General features: G+C 64.7%; 16 protein-coding genes and 1 pseudogene. 3 read left to right on the forward strand and 14 right to left on the reverse strand.

Features of this window, described 5'->3' with window-relative positions:
- Nucleotides 1-30: 30 nt before the first annotated feature.
- From IVA91_RS25960 to IVA91_RS26010, 11 genes are all read right to left on the reverse strand, one after another.
- The gene (locus IVA91_RS25960) at nucleotides 31-393 is read right to left on the reverse strand and encodes a hypothetical protein (RefSeq protein ID WP_247459440.1); all 363 of its coding nucleotides are present in this window, start codon (nucleotides 391-393) and stop codon (nucleotides 31-33) included.
- Nucleotides 394-452: 59 nt separating this feature from the next.
- Nucleotides 453-1784, reverse strand: coding sequence for a serine--tRNA ligase (gene serS, locus IVA91_RS25965; RefSeq protein WP_247276017.1), 1332 nt, complete (start codon nucleotides 1782-1784; stop codon nucleotides 453-455).
- A 193-nt stretch (nucleotides 1785-1977) separates the two neighbouring features.
- The gene (tatC, locus tag IVA91_RS25970) at nucleotides 1978-2790 is read right to left on the reverse strand and encodes a twin-arginine translocase subunit TatC (protein ID WP_247276016.1); all 813 of its coding nucleotides are present in this window, start codon (nucleotides 2788-2790) and stop codon (nucleotides 1978-1980) included.
- A complete protein-coding gene (tatB, locus tag IVA91_RS25975; protein ID WP_247459442.1) occupies nucleotides 2787-3323 on the reverse strand; it encodes a Sec-independent protein translocase protein TatB in 537 nt (178 codons plus the stop codon). Before tatB ends, tatC begins: the two co-directional genes overlap by 4 nt.
- A gap of 89 nt (nucleotides 3324-3412) precedes the next feature.
- Nucleotides 3413-3649, reverse strand: a complete 237-nt coding sequence (locus IVA91_RS25980) for a twin-arginine translocase TatA/TatE family subunit (protein WP_247276014.1) — start codon at nucleotides 3647-3649, stop codon at nucleotides 3413-3415.
- A gap of 164 nt (nucleotides 3650-3813) precedes the next feature.
- Nucleotides 3814-4566 carry an SMC-Scp complex subunit ScpB gene (gene scpB, locus IVA91_RS25985; RefSeq protein ID WP_247276013.1) on the reverse strand — a complete coding sequence of 251 codons (753 nt, stop codon included), beginning with the start codon at nucleotides 4564-4566 and terminating at the stop codon, nucleotides 3814-3816.
- Nucleotides 4567-4587: 21 nt separating this feature from the next.
- Nucleotides 4588-5427: a ScpA family protein gene (locus IVA91_RS25990; protein WP_247276012.1), complete on the reverse strand. Its 840-nt coding sequence runs from the start codon at nucleotides 5425-5427 to the stop codon at nucleotides 4588-4590.
- Nucleotides 5424-6452 (reverse strand): beta-N-acetylhexosaminidase, encoded by a 1029-nt coding sequence (nagZ, locus tag IVA91_RS25995; protein WP_247276011.1) that lies wholly within the window; start codon nucleotides 6450-6452, stop codon nucleotides 5424-5426. The genes IVA91_RS25990 and nagZ overlap by 4 nt, the downstream gene beginning before the upstream one ends.
- A 45-nt stretch (nucleotides 6453-6497) precedes the next feature.
- A complete protein-coding gene (locus IVA91_RS26000) occupies nucleotides 6498-8072 on the reverse strand; it encodes an SPOR domain-containing protein (RefSeq protein WP_247276010.1) in 1575 nt (524 codons plus the stop codon).
- A gap of 140 nt (nucleotides 8073-8212) precedes the next feature.
- Nucleotides 8213-10003, reverse strand: a complete 1791-nt coding sequence (argS, locus tag IVA91_RS26005) for an arginine--tRNA ligase (RefSeq protein WP_247276009.1) — start codon at nucleotides 10001-10003, stop codon at nucleotides 8213-8215.
- A 9-nt stretch (nucleotides 10004-10012) separates the two neighbouring features.
- On the reverse strand, nucleotides 10013-11209 hold the full coding sequence (locus tag IVA91_RS26010; RefSeq protein WP_247276008.1) for a deoxyguanosinetriphosphate triphosphohydrolase: 1197 nt from the start codon (nucleotides 11207-11209) through the stop codon (nucleotides 10013-10015).
- A gap of 132 nt (nucleotides 11210-11341) precedes the next feature.
- Here IVA91_RS26010 and erpA point away from each other — a divergent pair, with 132 nt between their 5' ends.
- Nucleotides 11342-11671: an iron-sulfur cluster insertion protein ErpA gene (erpA, locus tag IVA91_RS26015; RefSeq protein WP_025036472.1), complete on the forward strand. Its 330-nt coding sequence runs from the start codon at nucleotides 11342-11344 to the stop codon at nucleotides 11669-11671.
- A 4-nt stretch (nucleotides 11672-11675) separates the two neighbouring features.
- On the opposite strand, the gene IVA91_RS26020 is transcribed toward erpA, so the two are convergent.
- Nucleotides 11676-14006 carry an ATP-binding protein gene (locus IVA91_RS26020; protein ID WP_247276007.1) on the reverse strand — a complete coding sequence of 777 codons (2331 nt, stop codon included), beginning with the start codon at nucleotides 14004-14006 and terminating at the stop codon, nucleotides 11676-11678.
- Nucleotides 14007-14139: 133 nt separating this feature from the next.
- On the opposite strand from IVA91_RS26020, the gene xth reads away from it, so the two are divergent.
- Nucleotides 14140-14937, forward strand: a complete 798-nt coding sequence (gene xth, locus IVA91_RS26025; RefSeq protein ID WP_247276006.1) for an exodeoxyribonuclease III — start codon at nucleotides 14140-14142, stop codon at nucleotides 14935-14937.
- 16 nt (nucleotides 14938-14953) lie between these two features.
- Here the strand turns inward: xth and IVA91_RS26030 are convergent, their stop codons facing one another.
- Both IVA91_RS26030 and ilvD read right to left on the reverse strand, forming a co-directional pair.
- Complete coding sequence (locus IVA91_RS26030; RefSeq protein WP_247276005.1) at nucleotides 14954-15778, reverse strand: tetratricopeptide repeat protein; 825 nt, start codon at nucleotides 15776-15778, stop codon at nucleotides 14954-14956.
- Nucleotides 15765-17486, reverse strand: coding sequence for a dihydroxy-acid dehydratase (ilvD, locus tag IVA91_RS26035; RefSeq protein ID WP_247276004.1), 1722 nt, complete (start codon nucleotides 17484-17486; stop codon nucleotides 15765-15767). The genes IVA91_RS26030 and ilvD overlap by 14 nt, the downstream gene beginning before the upstream one ends.
- A 674-nt stretch (nucleotides 17487-18160) precedes the next feature.
- On the opposite strand from ilvD, the pseudogene IVA91_RS26040 reads away from it, so the two are divergent.
- Nucleotides 18161-18427: pseudogene (locus IVA91_RS26040) on the forward strand (hypothetical protein); the annotation flags it as partial.

Below are 18427 nucleotides of genomic sequence, written 5' to 3' on the forward strand. Positions count from 1 at the left end.
CCCCGACGGCCAGGTTCCGGCCTCATTCTGCTACCGGCGGATGCGCCATTGCGGCAGAAAACGCGCCAGCCGGCCCTCGGTACGCAGCTGCATCGCCGGCACAACGGGGCTCACGACGGGAGTTTCGACGACGCCGAGTGCCACCAGTTGCGCGACGAACGGGTCGGACGCCGGCGCCTGCGGAAAGCGTTCGCGCGCCACGGCCAGCGCCTTGTCGAAATCCGCAGTATTGACCCCAGGCTTGGCCCGCCGGCTCCCCACGAGATCGTCGTCCCAGAGCCGCGCGATCTCGATGTCGAGCACGCCGCGCAGGCGCTGATCGACGGCCTGGATGCCGGCACCCGTCACCGCCCATTGTCGGCCGACCCAGAAGATGTCGCGGCGCAAGGCCATGAAGGGTAGTTTCGCGTTGCGGGGCCGGCAGGATAGCCGGCCGGGCGATCTTCGCAACCCTACTCGCGCGCGATCACCTTCAGCCCGCCCATATAGGGCTGGAGCACACTAGGAATCGCGATCGAGCCGTCCTCCTGCTGATAGGTCTCCATCACCGCGATCAGCGCGCGGCCGACCGCGGTGCCGGAGCCGTTCAGCGTGTGCACGAAGCGCGGCTTGCCGTCCGGCCCGCGCGAGCGCGCATCCATGCGCCGCGCCTGAAAGTCGCCGCAGACCGAGCAGCTCGAGATCTCGCGGAACATGCCGCCGTCGCCCTGCCCGGGCATCCAGACCTCGATGTCATAGGTTTTCTGCGACGAAAATCCCATATCTCCTGCGCAGAGCGTCATCACGCGATAATGCAGGTCGAGCTTCTGCAACACCTGCTCGGCGCAGGACAGCATCCGCTCCAGCTCGTCCTTGCTGGTCTCGGGCGTCGTGATCGAGACCAGCTCGACCTTGGTGAACTGATGCTGGCGGATCATGCCGCGGGTGTCGCGCCCGGCGGCGCCCGCCTCGGCGCGGAAGCACGGCGTGAGCGCGGTGAGGCGCATCGGTAATTGCTTTTCGTCGAGAATGGATTCGCGCGCGAGGTTGGTGAGCGACACTTCTGCGGTCGGGATCAGACCGAGGCGCTCGGTCTTCAGCCGCTCATGGTCGGGCGCAGCCAGCAGTTCGCCCTTGATCGCCCAGAACTGATCGTCCTCGAATTTCGGCAGCTGCCCGGTGCCGAACATCACCTCGTTGCGCACCAGAAGCGGCGGATTGATTTCGGTGTAGCCGTGCTCGGTGGTGTGCAGGTCGAGCATGAACTGGCCGATGGCGCGTTCGAGCCGCGCCAGCCCCTTCTTCAGCACGACGAAACGCGCCCCGGAGAGTTTTGCCGCCGCCTCGAAATCCATGTAGCCGAGCGCGGTGCCGAGATCGTCATGCAGCTTCGGGGCAAATGCGTAGTTGCGCTTGTTGCCGAATATGTGGTGCTGCACGTTGCCGCGCTCGTCGACACCGTCGGGCACGTCATCGAACGGAATGTTCGGAATCGCCGACAGCTCTTTCGTCAGCTCCTCATCGGCAGCTTTGGCCGCGGCTTCGAGCTGCGGCATCGTCGTCTTGAGCTCGGCCACTTCGGCCATCAGCTTGGCGGCGCGCGCCTCGTCCTTGGCTTTCTTGGCATCGCCAATTTCTTTCGAGGCCGCGTTGCGCCGTGCCTGTGCCTGCTCCGACGCCAGGATCGCCGCGCGCCGCTTCTCGTCAATCGCGAGCAGCGAGGCCGACATCGGCTTCAGGCCGCGCCGTGCGAGGCCGGCGTCGAAGGCTTGCGGATTGTCGCGGATCGATTTGATGTCGTGCATGGCGGTGGTCCTGGGGAAGCGCGTAAACATGCAACGTTGAACGTTGCAAGTTAGCGGGTCTCCTAGCACGGCTGTCATCATCCGCGAAGGCGGATGATCCAGTATTCCAGAGACAGTCGTGATTTCTCGACGGGCTGCTGCGTACTGGAATCCCCGCCTTCGCGGGGAATGACGCCGATGGGCTGGCCGTCCTCTACTCCGCCGGATTGGCCGGCGTCGACACGTCGGTGCCAGTGGCCGCCCGCGAGGCCGCGGCCTTCTTCTCCACCATCGCCACCGCGATGATCGAACCCTCGTAGAGCGCTAGCAAGGGAAACGCCAGAGAGCACTGGCTGAGCACGTCGGGCGGCGTCAGCACGGCCGCGATGACGAAGGCGATGACGATGAAATAGCGGCGCTTCTCGCGCAGCATCTTCGAGGTGACGATGCCGATCCGCCCGAGCAGCGTCAGGATCACCGGCAGCTGGAAGGCGATGCCGAAGGCGAAGATCAACGACATCATCAGCGACAGATATTCGCCGACCTTGGGCAAGAGCTGGATCTGCGCGGTCTCGTCGCTGCCGGCCTGCTGCATGCCGAGCGAGAAGCGGACCAGCATCGGCAGGACGACGAAATAGACCAGCGCTGCGCCCAGCACAAAGAAGAACGGGGTTGCGACCAGATACGGCAGGAAGGCCTGCTTCTCGTGCTTGTAGAGGCCGGGCGCCACGAACTTGTAGATCTGCGTCGCGACGATCGGGAACGAGATGAAGCCGGCGCCGAACAGCGCGAGCTTGAGCTGAGTGATGAAATATTCCAGCAGCGCCGTGTAGATGAACTTGGAATTCTCGGGACCCGCGACCCACACGAACGGCCAGACCAGCACGTTGTAGATCTGCTTGGCGAAGAAGAAGCAGAAGATGAAGGCAACGCCGAATCCGAGCAGCGCCTTGATCAGCCGCGACCGCAGCTCGATCAGATGGTCCATCAAAGGGGCTTTGCTGGCCTCGATATCGGCGTCGGTCATGACGCTTTGGCGTCCTTGATCGCTTCGGATGCCGCGGTGTCTTGCGCGACCTGGGCCTGCTTGACCTCACGGGTGATCGCAAGCGGCTCGTTCGCTGCTGCGTGCGCCTCGGCTTCCATGAAGGTCGCGGGCGTCGGCGCTTCCGGTGTCGTTGGCGTTACCGGCGCTTCACTCGAAATCACCGGCGTTTCACTTGAACTCGCCGCCGGTTCGACGGCGCCGCTGGCTGGCGTCTTGGCCGGCTTGTCGAGCGCATCGACGCGTAGCGCGTCGCTGACATCCTTCTGAAGCGAAGTCAGCGGATTGAAGCCGGTCGCGACTTCCTTGACCTCGTCGAAGCTCTTCGTGAGGTCGGCCATCTCGGCCTCGCGCATCGCTTCCTGGAACTGGCCCTGGAATTCGGCGGCCATCTTGCGGGCCTTGCCCATCCACTGCCCAACCATGCGCAGCACGCCCGGCAGCTCCTTCGGGCCGATGGCGATCAGGGCCACGACCCCGATGAGGACCAGTTCACTCCAGCCGATGTCGAACATGAGGTCTTCCGTTCACGCCAGCCGCAACCGGCCCAATCCATTGCGCGCAGGATCGGGGCCGCTACCCGCGTTCTGGCGTGCTCTCTGGCTCAGACGGCCTTGCTGCCGACGTCGGACCGTGCCGCGGTCGGTGCGGCATTGTTGTGCTCGATGGACTTGGCCGGCTCGGGCTTGTCGGCGGGCTTATCGTCGTCCTGCATGCCCTTCTTGAACGCCTTGATGCCCTGCGCCACGTCGCCCATCAGATCCGAAATCTTGCCGCGGCCGAACAGCAGCAGGACCACTGCGATCACCAAGATCCAGTGCCAAATGCTGAGTGAACCCATCCTGCAACCCTCCAAACGCGCATGGCCGGGGACCCGGCCGATCTTTACCGAAACCTAGGCTTGGCGGGTGTCAAAAACAAGGACCAAGGCAGCGCCAATTCGCTGTCGGCGCTACGCAATCTTGCTAGTGTTAACCGGTCGCAGGGCCCGTAGACGGACGGACATCACTCCTCGCCGCCACCTTGGCTGCCACCCTCATCGCCGCTTTCCGGCGTCTCCGGCTCGACCGCAGGCGCCAGCGCCAAATCGAGGCCCTCGCCCGGTTCCAGCGGATCCTCGTCCTCACGCAGCGTCGGGTCGTCCGACGGCGTCGGCACGCTGAATCCGGTCGGCAGGCGCGAATCCAGCAGGCCAGTGCCCTTGAGCTCTTCGAGGCCCGGCAGGTCGCCGAGCTGTTCCAAAGTGAACTGCGACAGGAACTCCTCGGTGGTGCCGAAGGTCAGCGGACGGCCGGGCGTCTTGCGCCGGCCGCGCGGCTTGATCCAGCCGGTCTCCAGCAGCACATCCAACGTGCCCTTCGAGGTGACGACGCCGCGGATCTCCTCGATCTCGGCGCGCGTCACCGGCTGGTGATAAGCGATGATCGCCAGCACCTCGATCGCCGCGCGCGACAGACGGCGGGTCTCGGTGCTCTCCCGCGTCATCAGCCAGGCGAGATCGCCGGCGGTGCGGAAGGTCCATTTGTTGGCGACGCGCACGAGATTCACGCCGCGCGACGCATAATCGGCCTGGAGCTGCTCAAGCGCCGCCTTGACGTCCACGCCGTCTGGCATCCGCTTGGCCAGCGTCGCCGTATCCAGCGGTTCACTCGAGGCAAACAGCAGCGCTTCCAGCAGCCGCAATTCCTCCGGCCGTGCCTGGGATTCGTTCTCCATCGGCTCGGCCTCTTCTACCCGCGCTTCAGCCAGGCTTGCCATGGCAGATCCTCCTTCTTGCACTTAACCGACCGGCGCATCGGGCGCAGGAGCTGCGTCCGGAACCGGTTTAGGACGCCCCTTCCGGAAATAGATGGGCGCAAACGCCTCTTTCTGGTTCAGCTCAAGCTGGCCTTCGCGCACCAGTTCGAGCGCGGCGGCGAAGCTCGAGGCGAACACCGTCGCGCGCTGCGTCGGATCGGCGACATGCCGGATCAGGAAGTCGTCGAGAACGCCCCAATCATCCTGTTCGCTGATACTGCCGACCAGCCGTTCCAGCGTGGCGCGCGCTTCGGCGAGCGACCACACCGTACGCTTGGCCAGATGCACGCTCGCCAGCACGCGCGATTGGCGCTGCGCGGCATAGGCGGTGAGCAGGTCGTACAGCGTCGCCGTGTATTTCGGATGCTTGATCTCCGCGATGTGCTCGGGCTCGCCGCGCGGAAAGATGTCGCGCTGCAATTGCGGCCTGTTCATCAGCCGATTGGCGGCTTCGCGAATGGCTTCGAGCCGGCGCAGGCGGTTGGCGAGCGCAGTCGCCATCTGCTCCGCGCTCGGGCCTTCGGCACTCGGCGGCTCCGGCAGCAGCAGGCGCGACTTTAGGAAGGCAAGCCAGGCCGCCATCACGAGATAGTCAGCAGCGAGCTCCAGCCGGATTTTCCGCGCAGCCTCGATGAAGTGGAGGTACTGGTCGGCCAGCGCCAGGATCGAAATCTTGGCGAGGTCGACCTTCTGCTGCCGCGCCAGTGCGAGCAACAGGTCGAGCGGGCCCTCATAGCCTTCGACATCCACGACCAACGCCGGCTCACCCTCGGCAAGCTCTGCGGGCCGCCCGGTTTCGAAGGATAGGATTTCTGCGGTCATGCGGATGCCGTGTTTGCCCGTGCGATCAATGCGTCCAGTTCTGCGCGTGCGGCCGCCCGGTCCAGCGGCTGCGGCGGCTTGCGTGCGGCGAGCGCGGCTTTCGCCCGCTCCAGTGCTCTGCCGGACAGTTCGGGTGTCTGGCTGGCGACGTCGCGCATCTCCTCGATGTTACCGTTGCAATGCAGGGCCACGTCGCAGCCAGCCGCGAAGATGGCGCGGGTCCGCTCGGCGATATTCCCCGACAGCGCGTTCATCGACACGTCATCACTCATTAACAAACCCTGGAACCCGATTGTGCCGCGAATCACGTCAGCAATCATTGTCGCAGATGTCGTCGCCGGTTGGGCGGCGTCGATCGCGCTAAACACAACATGTGCAGTCATGGCCATTGGCAGATCCGAGAGCGGCTTGAACGCGGCGAAATCGGTCCGTTCCAGCTCGTCCCGGGGCGTGTCGACTGTCGGCAGCTTGAAATGGGTGTCGGCAGTGGCGCGGCCATGACCGGGAATGTGCTTGAGAACCGGCAGCACGCCGCCCTGCTCCAGCCCCTCGGTGACCGCGCGCGCAATCGCGGCAACCTTGCCCGGCTCCGTGCCATAAGCTCGGTTGCCGATGACGGCATCGGCACCCGGCACCGGCACGTCAGCGAGCGGCAAGCAATCCACCGTAATGCCGAGATCGGCGAGATCGGCCGCGATTAGGCGGGCGCTCAGGCGCGCCGCAGTAAGCCCGAGCGCCGAATCAGTGTCGTACAAATTCGCAAATAGGGCTCCCGGCGGATAGAGCGGCCAGTGCGGCGGCCCCAGCCGCTGCACCCGTCCGCCCTCCTGATCGATCAGGACGGGCGCGTCGGCAGCACCCGCCACTGCCCGCAATTCCGCAACCAATGCAGCAACTTGAGCCGGCGCCGCGACGTTACGCTTGAAGAGGATGAAGCCCCATGGACGTTCGGCGCGGATAAACTCCCGCTCGGCGGCGGTCAGTTCCGTTCCGGATACGCCGGTAATGAAGGCCCGCGTGCTCATACGGCCGATTAACCCTGCCCCGCGAGGGGGTCAAGGAAACGGCCGTTAATTCCTCTGGACGAAGCAGGCGGACAGGCCTGCGGACTTGAGGCTGTTGCATGCCTGCGTCGCCTCTTCGGCCGAGCCATAGGGACCGGCGAACGCGCGGTAGACGATGCCCTTGCCCTTGTCGGTGAGGTCGACGCGCTTGATCACCGGCGAACGGGACCCGAGCACACTGCCGTACTTGCTCTGAAGCACCCGATAGGACGCGGCGGCACTTTCCTCGCTCTGCTGCGAGGAAACCTGCACGATGTAGCCCCCACCGCTGCTGGCGGGCGCAATTTGCGTCGGGTTGGTCGCAGCCATCCGCTGCGGAGGCTCGGCCGTCGGTCCCGATTGCGGCGCGAGCGACAAAGGCTGGTTGGCGCTGGCATTGGCCGACGTCGGTGGATTGCGCGGCGCGATTGGCGCAGGCGGCGCGGCAACAGGTTTTGGCGCAGTTGCGGGCTTGGCGGCTGCAGCCGATTGCGGCGTAGCGCTATCGGTCTGATCACCCTTCACAGCCACCGTCCTGATTGAGCGCGGCGAATTGTTCGGCAGTGTGCCGTTGCTCGGGGCCGCCCCCGCGCTCGGCGGCGGCACCATCGACGGCGACACGCTTGCCACCGACGGTGGATTCGCATTCTGGTTCAGCGGCGGGAACACCACGCGGGGACCAGCCGCTCTGGCATTGACGTCGACAGGCGCTTCCTCCCGCGGCACGATCTTCTCGGTGCCGTCACCGCTCACCATGCGATCCGGCATCTTGGCGGAGGAGTCCGTCGGCGCCGGCACGATCTTGGTCGGTGTGTTGTCGGCCTTGATGATCGGCGGCTCGCCGCTGCGGGGCGAGCCCGCATAGGTCTTGTAGGCGAAGGCAGCACCAGTCCCGACCACGGCAAGCGCTAGGATCGCCGCGACTGTCATCATGCCGCCGCGCTGCTTCTTCGGCTCGTCAAGTTCGGCCTCAGGATAGTCGCTCTGGTAGGCGTAAGGATCGTCGGGGTAGGCCGGATCGCGCTGGTAGTCCTGCTCGCCTGTCTCGAGCCGGCCATAGAGCGCATCATCATAGCGCGACGGATCGGGCTGCGCGTACGGCTCCCGATAGGCCTGATCCTGATAAGCCTGACCGTGCTGCTGGTGGGCCTGATCCTGATAGGCTTGGGCTTGATAAGCGTGATCCTGATGGGCCTGCGATTGATGAAAGTCCGGCTCAGGCGCAACTGCGGTCGGCTGGGCCGAATAGCGATGCAACGGATGAACCGGGTTTACGGAGACGGAATAGTCGGGCTCCGGCGCGGCTGTCGGCTGCGGCTGTACGTTGGCGCGCCGCATCCATGACGGCGGCCCGGGCGGCGGTGAGGCCTGCTCGGCATAAACCTGCCGATCATCGTCCTGGCGATAATCGTCTTCTCGATAACTCTGCGCGGGCGCTGCCGTCGGGCGTGCGGTCGGCGGCGACTGCGCTGCGAACGGATCGGTCTGTCCGATCAGACGGGCGAGCTCGGCCAAGGGATCATTTTCCGCCTTCCCATGCTGCTCGCTACCGCGACCATAGTCATCGGAGGGAAACGGTCTGTCCTGATATCGTTCGGCCATCGTGATGATGCGTCCCTTCGGGAAAGCCGCGCGCCCCTCGACCAAGGCACGGCTTTCGACCCACAAGGCTTTCAACCAAGTCTAAGCGATCCGGCTTCTGCCGGTTACCCCCGAATTCCTCTTAAGTAGTTCGCCCCAAACTACCGCATCTCGTCCGGGGCATGGACGCCGAGGATGGCGAGGCCCGATGCCAGGACTGAGACAACGCCCTGGACCATGGCCAGCCGCGCCTTCGTAAGATCTGCATCATTATTGATAATGAAGCGTAAATAGGGCAAATCGCGCCCCTTCGTCCAAAGTGCATGAAATTCGCTGGCTAAATCATAGAGATAAAAGGCAATTCGGTGCGGTTCGTGGGCCGCGGCGGCAGCTTCCAGCATGCGCGGAAAAATTGCGAGGCGCTTGAGAAGATCGAGTTCGACCGGGTCCGACAACCGTTCCACCGCCGACTCACTGAGCCAAGCGGTCCGCGCGCCGGTATCCTCCGGCAGTTCCGGGAACACCTCAGCCCGCGCGTTGCGGAAGATCGAGTGGCCGCGGGCGTGACCGTACTGAACGTAGAACACCGGGTTGTCGCGCGACTGTTCCACGACCTTGGCGAGGTCGAAGTCGAGCACCGCATCGTTCTTGCGGTAGAGCATCATGAAACGGACAGCATCCTGGCCCACCTCATCTACCACCTCACGCAGGGTGACGAAGTCCCCGCTCCGCTTCGACATTTTCACGGGCTCGCCGCTGCGCAGCAACTTCACGAGCTGCACGATCTTGACGTCGAGCGCGCCCTTGCCGGACGTCGTCGCCTTTACCGCCGCCTGCATCCGCTTGATGTAGCCGCCATGGTCGGCGCCCCAGACGTCGATCATCTCCGCAAAACCACGGTCGAACTTGTTCTTGTGGTAGGCGATGTCGGAGGCGAAGTAGGTGTAGGAATTGTCCGACTTGATCAGCGGACGATCGACGTCGTCGCCGTAGGCAGTCGCCTTGAACAGCAACTGCTCGCGGTCTTCCCAATCCTCGACCGGCGCGCCCTTCGGCGGCGGCAGGCGTCCCTCGTAGATGTCGCCCTTGGCGCACAGGAAGTCGATGGTTTCGGCAACCTGGTTGTTGCCGTTCTCGATCAGCGAGCGCTCTGAGAAGAACACGTCGTGGCGGATGTTGAGCGCGGCGAGATCGTCCTTGATCTCTTCCATCATCATCGCGATCGCCTTGGCGCGCACCGTCGGCAGCCACTCGGCCTCGCTCATTCCGCGGAGCTTGTCGCCATGCTCCTTCACCAGCACAGCGCCGACCGGCTTCAGATAGTCACCGGGATAGAGTCCTTCCGGAATCGCGCCGATGTCCTCGCCGAGCGCCTCGCGATATCGCAGGAACGCGGAGCGTGCGAGCACGTCGACCTGGGCGCCGGCGTCGTTGATGTAATATTCGCGCGTGACGTCGTGGCCTGCGAACTGAAGCAGGCTCGCCAGGGCGTCGCCGAACACGGCGCCGCGGCAATGGCCGACATGCATCGGTCCGGTCGGATTGGCCGAGACGTATTCGACGTTGACCTTGGAGCCGCCGCGGACGCGGCCGTAATCGGCGCCCTCGCGCAGCACCGTGCGCAGTGCCTCGGCCCAGGCGGCCGGCTTCAGCGTCAAATTGATGAAGCCGGGACCGGCGACGTCGACCTTGGCGATCAGCGCATCCGTGCGCAGCCGCTCGGCAATCTGCTCGGCGAGATCGCGCGGCTTTGCCTTTGCCTCTTTCGCCAGCACCATCGCGGCGTTGGTCGCCATGTCGCCATGGGAAGCATCGCGCGGCGGCTCAACCACGACGCGCGAGAAATCGATGCCCTCAGGCCAGCTGGCGTCCACGGCCAGCGTCCGGCAGGCGGCGTGCACGCGCGCGAGCACGTCGGCGAACAGGTGCAGGGATGAGGACGGGTCGGGCATGGCCGCCGCCTAACGCAAATCCGGGGTCGAGTCAAAGAGCCGCTGGTGCTCGGTCAGGGCGAAACGGTCGGTCATTCCGGCAATGAAATTGCCGATCCGGCGGGCGCGGTCGCCCTCATTGTCTGCCTCCGCCCCCAGCAGCCATTCCGGCGGCAGCTCGGCCGGCACCTTCAGGTACTTTGCGAACAGGTCGAACAGGATCTGCTCTGCCTCGCCCATCACCCGCACCACCCGCTTGTGACGGTACATGTGCTGGTAGAGGAAGGTCTTGACGGCGGCCTCCTCCTCGGCGACCTCGGCGGGGAACGCGATCAGCGCCCGGCTCTGCTGGCGCACGTCCTGCGCCGATTGCGGCTTGACCGCCGCAAGGTTCTTCTGCGCCTCGGCGAACACCGCACCGATTAGGTGCGAGATCAGCTCGCGCACCAGCTCGGCGCCGCGCCTGACATCTTCGAGATCGGGATAATGCGCCGAGGTCTCGGCGATGATCTCCGCCGTCAGCGGCATCACCTTGAGATCGTCGAGCTGGAACAGGCCGGCGCGCAGACCGTCATCGATGTCGTGAGCGTCATAGGCAATGTCGTCGGCGATCGCGGCGACCTGCGCCTCGAGCGAGGCGAAGCTCCATAATTCGAGATCATGCGTCTTGATATAGTCGGCGATGCCGATGGGAACGCCGTGCTCGCGATAGCGTCCGATCGGCGCGCCGCTGCGATCGGTCAGCGGGCCGTTGTGCTTGACGATGCCCTCCAGTGCTTCCCAGGTCAGGTTCAGCCCATCGAACTCGGGATAGCGGTGCTCCAGCGCGGCGACGACGCGGAGCGTCTGGGCGTTGTGGTCGAAGCCGCCAAACTCCTTCAGGCAGGCGTCCAGTGCCCGCTCGCCGGCATGGCCGAACGGCGGATGGCCAAGATCATGGGCAAGCGCCAAGGTTTCGGTGAGATCCTCGTCCAGCCCGAGCTGCCGGGCCAGCGCTCGGGCGATCTGGGCCACCTCGAGCGAATGGGTCAGCCGGGTGCGGTAGTGGTCGCCCTCGTGGAACACGAACACCTGGGTCTTGTACTTCAGGCGGCGGAACGCGGTCGAATGGATCACGCGGTCGCAATCGCGTCGGAACGGGCTGCGGGTCCGGCTCGGGGGCTCCGCGACCAGCCGGCCGCGGCTGCGCTCGGGGTCGCAGGCAAAGGGCGCGCGGGGGGCAGCCATTCCGACGGACACGGCGAATTTAGTCCCTATCCATTTGATTCTGCGTATGGTGGCACTTAACTATGTCGGGCGCGGGATACCAAACGAATTGGGCAATGAACTTGGTATGACCGGGACTATCGGAGACGAACGATGACGACTGCCGTGACCATCAGCGACCGGGCCGCACGCCGGATTGGGGAGATCCTCAAGGGCGAAGGGTCAGGCGCGATGCTACGCATCTCCGTCGAGGGCGGCGGCTGCTCGGGTTTCCAGTACAAGTTCGACATCGACCGTGCCCGCACCGATGACGATCTCGTGATCGAGCAGGACAATGCTGTGGTGCTGGTCGATTCGGCCTCGCAGCCGTTCCTGGCGGGATCGCAGGTCGATTTCGTCGACGATCTGATCGGCGCCTCGTTCCGAGTCAACAATCCGAACGCGACTGCCTCGTGCGGCTGCGGGACCAGCTTCTCGATCTGAGCACCTACGCGCCGGTGATCTGCCTTTCCTCGTCCGTCCACTCCACCTCGACCGGCATCAGCTCCGGCCGAAGCGGCGCATCCTCCGACATGACGTGGCCGTCCAGCGCACGTAGCAGGGCCGCGACCAGCGCAGGCTTGCGCAGCGGCTTGGGCAGAAAGTCCGACATGCCGGCCTCGCGGCAGATCCTGACGTCTTCGGGGAAGGCGTTGGCGGTGAGCGCGATGATTGGCAGGACTTCGAAGCGCCCGCCTTGCGCACGGATCGCGCGGGTTGCGGCAAGTCCGTCCATGTCGGGCATGCGCACGTCCATCAGCACGACATCGTAGTCGCCTTCAGAGGCTGCCGCGACGGCGTCGACGCCGTCGGTGACGACGCGCAGCTCAACATCGAATCCGCCGAGCATCTTGCTCACGACCATGCGGTTGACGGCGTCGTCCTCGGCGACCAGCACCTTCAGCGGCCGGTCGAGCCCGGCGATGCGAGCCTTGAGCTCGTCGCCGTCGTCGCGGCCCGCATCGTGGTCTGACGCCTCCGCCCGGCTCCAGGGCAACACCAGGGTGAAGCGGAAAGTCGAGCCCTCGCCCGGCATCGAGGTGACGCCGATGGTGCCGCCCATCTGTTCGATGATGCGCCGGGAAATCGCAAGGCCAAGGCCGGTGCCGCCGAAACGGCGGCTGATCGAGGCGTCCGCCTGGACGAAGTCGCTGAAGAGCTGGCCGAGCTTATCGGGGGCGATGCCGATGCCGCTATCGGTCACCGCCCATTCGACCGTCGCCAGCAGATCGCGCCGCGCCTGGCAGGTGACCGAAACCCTCACCTCGCCTTCGTCGGTGAACTTCACCGCGTTGGACACGAGATTGAGCAGCACCTGGCGAATGCGCGCGGCGTCGCCGCGCAGCGTCGGCGGCAGGTTCGGATCGAGCTCGATCTTGACTGCAACCCCCTTGCTCTTGGCGCTCGCGCGCGCCACGGACGCGGCGGTCTCGACCAGCGCCCGCGGCGCAAAGTCGATCGCTTCCAACGCGAAGCGGCCGGCCTCGAGCTTGGACAGATCGAGGATGTCGTTGAGGATGCGCTGGAGATTGTCGCCGGACTCGCGGATCGTGGTGACGGCCTCGTGCTGCTCCGGATCGAGCTTTGTCTCCAGCAGCATGCTGGCAAGCCCGAGCACGCCGTTCATGGGCGTGCGGATCTCGTGGCTCATCACCGCCAGGAAGTCGGACTTGGCGCGGCTCTCGGCTTCGGCCTTCTCCGCGCGCCAGCGTTCAGTCACGTCGCGGCCGAAGCCGCGATAGCCGAGGAACTGGCCGTCGCGATCGTGGGCGGGCTTCGCCGTCAGCGACCACAGCCGCGCCTCGCCCCCGGCGACGATCTTGATATTCATCTCATGCAGCGGCTCGGCCTGCTCCATCAGGCCGATGATGTTGTAGGCCGCGCTCTTGTCCTCGGGGCAGAGCATGTCGAGCACGTCGGCGAAGTGCGATCCCTTCAGGAGCGGAAGCGGCAGCTGCGCCACGTCCGCGAAGCGCTGGGGTACGTCGACGAGATGCCCTTCGGCATCGGTCTGCCACAGCCAGTCGCTGGCGTTCTCCTGAAAGTCCTTCAGCAGCAGCGAAATGATCTCGGTCTGCCGCTCAAGCTCGAGCTGGGCCTTGAGATTGCCGAGGAAGAGGTTGCCGTGGGAGACCATGTTGCGCGCCATGAAGAATGCGAACAGCAACAGGAACACCGCGGTCACCAGATAGGGCCCGTCACCGCACAGTAGCATCGCACCGGCGCAGGCGATCGTCATGGTGGCGAGATAGACAAGGCCGGCACGCGGGAAGGTCGACAGCGTGAACGCGCCGCCCGACATCATGCCGACCATCAGGCAGGCCAGGATGAGCTGGCTGGTTGGCACGATGCGGCTGAACAGCGCCAGCGGCAGCATGCCCCAGATCGCGGCGAGGAAGAACGCCTGCCGCAGCATCTGCCGCGCGGCACGCGGCGAGGCCTCCTGCGGCGGATTTCGATGCGACCGCCGCCACGAACGGACCGCGAGCGAGGCGGTGGCGGCGAGCGTCATACCCCAGATCGCGAGGAAGTCGTTCCAGCCCCTGCCCCAGAACAGGATCAGCACGACGGCGACGTTGAGCATGGTGACGGCCATCGTCACCGGAATCAGCCGCGTCACCGCCTCGATCTGCTTGGCGCGGATGCGCCGCAGCTCGCGCTCGCTGAGATCGGCCGTCAGACCATCCTCGATCTCGAAGCCGCCTAGCCAATACAGCAACGCGCCGATCACGCCGTCGCGCGGCTCAGTTCGCGTCATGGATTTGTCCGGCCATCCCATCCGAGGCACCTTTTCGGCATCAATGACCCGCCGCGCGCTTAAGCCGGGTTAATTTTGTGGGAGATTCTGCGGCCGCCTTGACGGGCGCGTTTGCATTTTGTTCTAACGGTGGCCCCGCCTGGAGCCCCTCCCAATGCCTATCAGAGTAGCCACCTGGAACGTGAACTCGGTCCGGCAGCGGATCGACCTGCTGCTGACCTGGCTGAAGGAGTGCCAGCCGGACATCGTCTGCCTCCAGGAGATCAAGTGCGTCGATGAGGCCTTCCCCCGGCTGGAGATCGAGGCGCTCGGCTACAACGTGGTTACGCATGGGCAGAAGACCTTCAATGGCGTCGCCCTGCTCTCCAAGCTCCGGTTCGACGAGACCAAATCGGGACTCGCCGGCGATGACGAGGATGCGCATGCCCGCTTTCTCGAAGGCGTGGTAACGCTCAAGCAGGGCGTCTTGCGCATCGCCTGCCTCTATCTGCCCAACGGCAATCCGGTCGGCACCGACAAATATCCCTATAAGCTCAAATGGATGTCGCGGCTTCTTGAGTATTCGAAGGAACGCCTTAAGGAGGAGGTCCCGCTGATCCTCGCGGGCGACTTCAACGTCATCCCGCATGCCCGCGACGTCCACAACCCCGCCGCCTGGACCGAGGATGCCCTGTTCAAGGCCGAGACGCGGGAGAGCTTTCAATCCCTGCTCGGGCTCGGCCTGACCGATGCCTTGCGGGCGGTCACGGATGAGCCCGGGCTCTACACCTTCTGGGACTACCAGGCCGGGGCCTGGCAGAAGAACCAGGGCCTGCGCATCGACCATCTCCTGCTGTCGCCGCAGGCCAGCGACCGGCTCGCCAATGTCGGCATCGACAGCTATGTGCGCGGTTGGGAGAAGCCGTCGGACCACGTGCCGGTATGGGCGGATCTCGATCTTGAGGCGGCATAAGAGCCGCCTCTGCAGATCACTCCCGGCGGCCCTGCACCCACTGCTCCAGCATTTGCAGGCACATGGCGCGGTCGTCGTCGGAGGCCTTGGCGAAGGCGCGGTTATAGCTTTCCTTGATCCAGGTCTCCTCGGCCCCGGCGCTGTCACGCGCCAGCGTCAGCCACATCAGGCCGCGCGCGACCTGCCGCGGCAGGCGGTCGCCGTTGAACAGCATCTGGCCAAGCAGGGCCTGCGCCTGATGCTGGCCCTTTTGTGCGGCGAGGCCGAGCCAGCGCGCGCCGTAGCGAAAATCCTCGCGCGAGGCGTCCGGCGTCTTCAGGTACAGGCGGGCCAGATCATACTGCGCGTCCGCGTTGCCGAAATAAGACGCGGCATAGGAGAACATCTCCCGCGCCCGCTCCGGATCCGACTTGATCTTCGAGTTCGGGATACCGCTGAGATAATAGCGGCCGAGCGCGACGAAGGCGTTGGCCACGATCTGCGCCTGCGGCGCCGACGGACTGTCCTCGGCATGCGCATTGGCGATGCGGCTGAAATATTCGAAGGCGCGCAGATCGTCCTGGGCGACGCCGTCGCCATTGGCGTACATGCGGCCGAGCTTCCACTGCGCGATGGGGTGGCCGCCCTCGGCGGCATATTGCAGGGCGCTAAGCGAGGTTTCCTGGGTTACGACCGCCGGCGGAATTCGGCTGCGAACCGTATTCGCGGCGCCCGGCAAGGTGGTCACGACCGGGATGGTCGCGTCCTTGTTCACCGGCGCACCGTCGAAGGCGAGCGCCGGTGCGGCCAGCGCTATAGCCCCCAACACAAACGCAACTATGGCACGCCTAGATGTCCGCATAGCACTGTTTCTCGTGCGCGCCGCCCGGATGGGTCACCGCCCCCCCGAGCGCTGGTCCAACCTGCTGAGCATACTTCCAGAGCGCACCCGACGTGTGGTTAGTCGCGCGAGGTGCCCATTTGGTCTTGCGCTGGGCGAGCTCCTGGTCGCTCAATTTTACGTTAAGGGTACCGGCGACGGCATCGATCTCGACGATGTCGCCGTCCTCGAGCAGCCCGATCGGGCCGCCAATCGCGGCCTCGGGCCCGACATGACCGATGCAGAAGCCGCGAGTCGCGCCGGAGAAGCGGCCGTCGGTGATGAGCGCGATCTTGCCGCCCATGCCCTGGCCAGTCAGCGCTGCGGTGGTCTGGAGCATTTCCCGCATGCCGGGACCGCCCTTCGGCCCCTCGTAGCGGATCACGATGACTTCGCCTTCGCGATAGGTGCGCTTCTGGACCGCCTCGAAAGCATCCTCCTCACGGTCGAAGCACCTGGCCGGACCGGTGAACCTGAGGTTGGACATTCCCGCGACTTTCACGATCGCACCTTCTGGCGCCAAATTGCCCTTCAGACCGACCACACCGCCCGTGACGGTGATGGGTTTGTCTGCCGGGTGCACCACGTCCTGGTGCGGATTCCATTTCACGCTCTTGAGGTTTTCGGCGATCGTTCGACCGGTGACGGTGAGGCAATCACCGTGAAGAAATCCGTTGTCGAGCAGCGTCTTCATCAGAAGCGGGATGCCGCCAACTTCAAACATGTCTTTGGCGACATAACGGCCGCCCGGCTTCAAATCCGCGACATATGGTGTCTTTTTGAAGATTTCGGCGACGTCGAACAAGTCGAACTTGATGCTCGCCTCGTGCGCGATCGCCGGTAGGTGCAGCGCAGCATTGGTCGAGCCGCCGGACGCGGCGACCACGGCGGCCGCATTCTCCAGCGCCTTGCGGGTGACGATGTCGCGCGGCCGGATGTTGGAGGCGATCAGGTCCATCACCTTCTCGCCCGCGGTCATGCAGAAGGCGTCGCGGATTTCATAAGGTGCCGGCGCACCGGCTGAGTATGGCAGCGCAAGGCCAATCGCCTCGGAGACAGTCGCCATGGTGTTGGCCGTGAACTGCGCGCCGCAGGCACCCGCCGAGGGACAGGCCACGCGCTCGATCTCGTCGAGGTCCTCGTCCGACATGGCGCCAACCGAATGCTTGCCGACCGCCTCGAACATGTCCTGCACCGTGACCTGCTGGCCGCGGAAATTGCCGGGCAGGATCGAGCCGCCGTAAATGAAAATCGACGGCACGTTGAGGCGGACCATAGCCATCATCATGCCCGGCAGCGACTTGTCGCAGCCGGCGAGGCCGACGAGCGCATCATAGGCGTGGCCGCGAACCGTCAACTCGACCGAGTCGGCGATGCATTCGCGCGACGGCAGCGAGGAGCGCATGCCATCATGGCCCATGGCGATGCCGTCGGTGACGGTGATGGTGCAGAATTCGCGCGGAGTGCCGCCGGCCGATGCGACCCCCTTCTTCACCGCCTGTGCTTGACGCATCAAAGCGATGTTGCAGGGCGCAGCCTCGTTCCAGCACGAGGCGACGCCGACGAAAGGCTGGTGGATCTGCTCGGTAGTCAGACCCATCGCGTAGAAGTAGGAGCGATGAGGCGCGCGCGCAGGACCTTCCGTCACGTGACGGCTCGGCAGCCTCTGCTTGTCGATCTTCGCGCGCATCGCAAACCAGTTTCCCCGGTCAACCCTTTCAGACCCGAAAAATCAGAGCCAAGATTTGAATCGACCTTGGGATTTCCCGTCGCCGTCGAAGACTGGCCGCTACCCTTAAAACATTAGAGTGATTTTATTCATGTTCGGGTGTGGCTAAAAAGCGGCGACGACGCGAACGGTCGGTGATCAAAGTTAAATCCGGGGGAGTGTTGCGCGGATAGCACAATCGTGGCTCGGAAGACACGGATAAGCCTACAGTGATACCTCGCGGCGAGGCCCAATCTCCGACTTGAAGGAGCGAAGAAGCTCCGCCCGGATCTGGTTGGTGACAGGAAGCGCGGCTGCACTGAGTCGGGGACCCGCTTTGCCTGATCATGTCCGTGCACACCTCGCTCGTGTCCGCGACAAGCTCCACATCGCCAGGCAAGCCCGGCGCTGGCGTCCGGAGCACGAGGGAGGTGTGACACACCGCCGTCGGCGCATCGCAATGATGGATCGAGAGGGGATATCGTAACTCTCCGACGTGCATTTCAACGCGCAGACACGCCTTCGCATCCTCGCGGCGCATTTCGCCCGAGCTTTGCTTCGTCGCTCCACCCTCAAAGCCGGGAGGGCGCAGGGGCGGCCGCATAGGCGTTAAGTTTATTCTTGAGTGTTGGAATCACACGTGATTCCTAGCCGGGATGGCAGACGAATCGCTTCTGAACGAGGACTGGACGAGAGTGCTTACGCAACTCGGCGGGGCTGCGCAGCTTGAGATAAGTGCGCGCCAGACGAAGGCTTTCGTGCGGCGGCGCCAAATTCCAGATGCGGTGTCGTTACTTCGGCTGATGCTGGCCTATTGTCTGGGTTGTCAATCGGCGTTCGACTGGGACCCCCTATCGGCATCCAAAAGGGACCCCTTTGATCGGCGTGCTCTGCTGGGAGCGCTCGGGTCGTCGGAGCTGGTC

The sequence above is a fragment of the Bradyrhizobium sp. 153 genome (assembly GCF_023073835.1).
Lineage (GTDB): Bacteria > Pseudomonadota > Alphaproteobacteria > Rhizobiales > Xanthobacteraceae > Bradyrhizobium.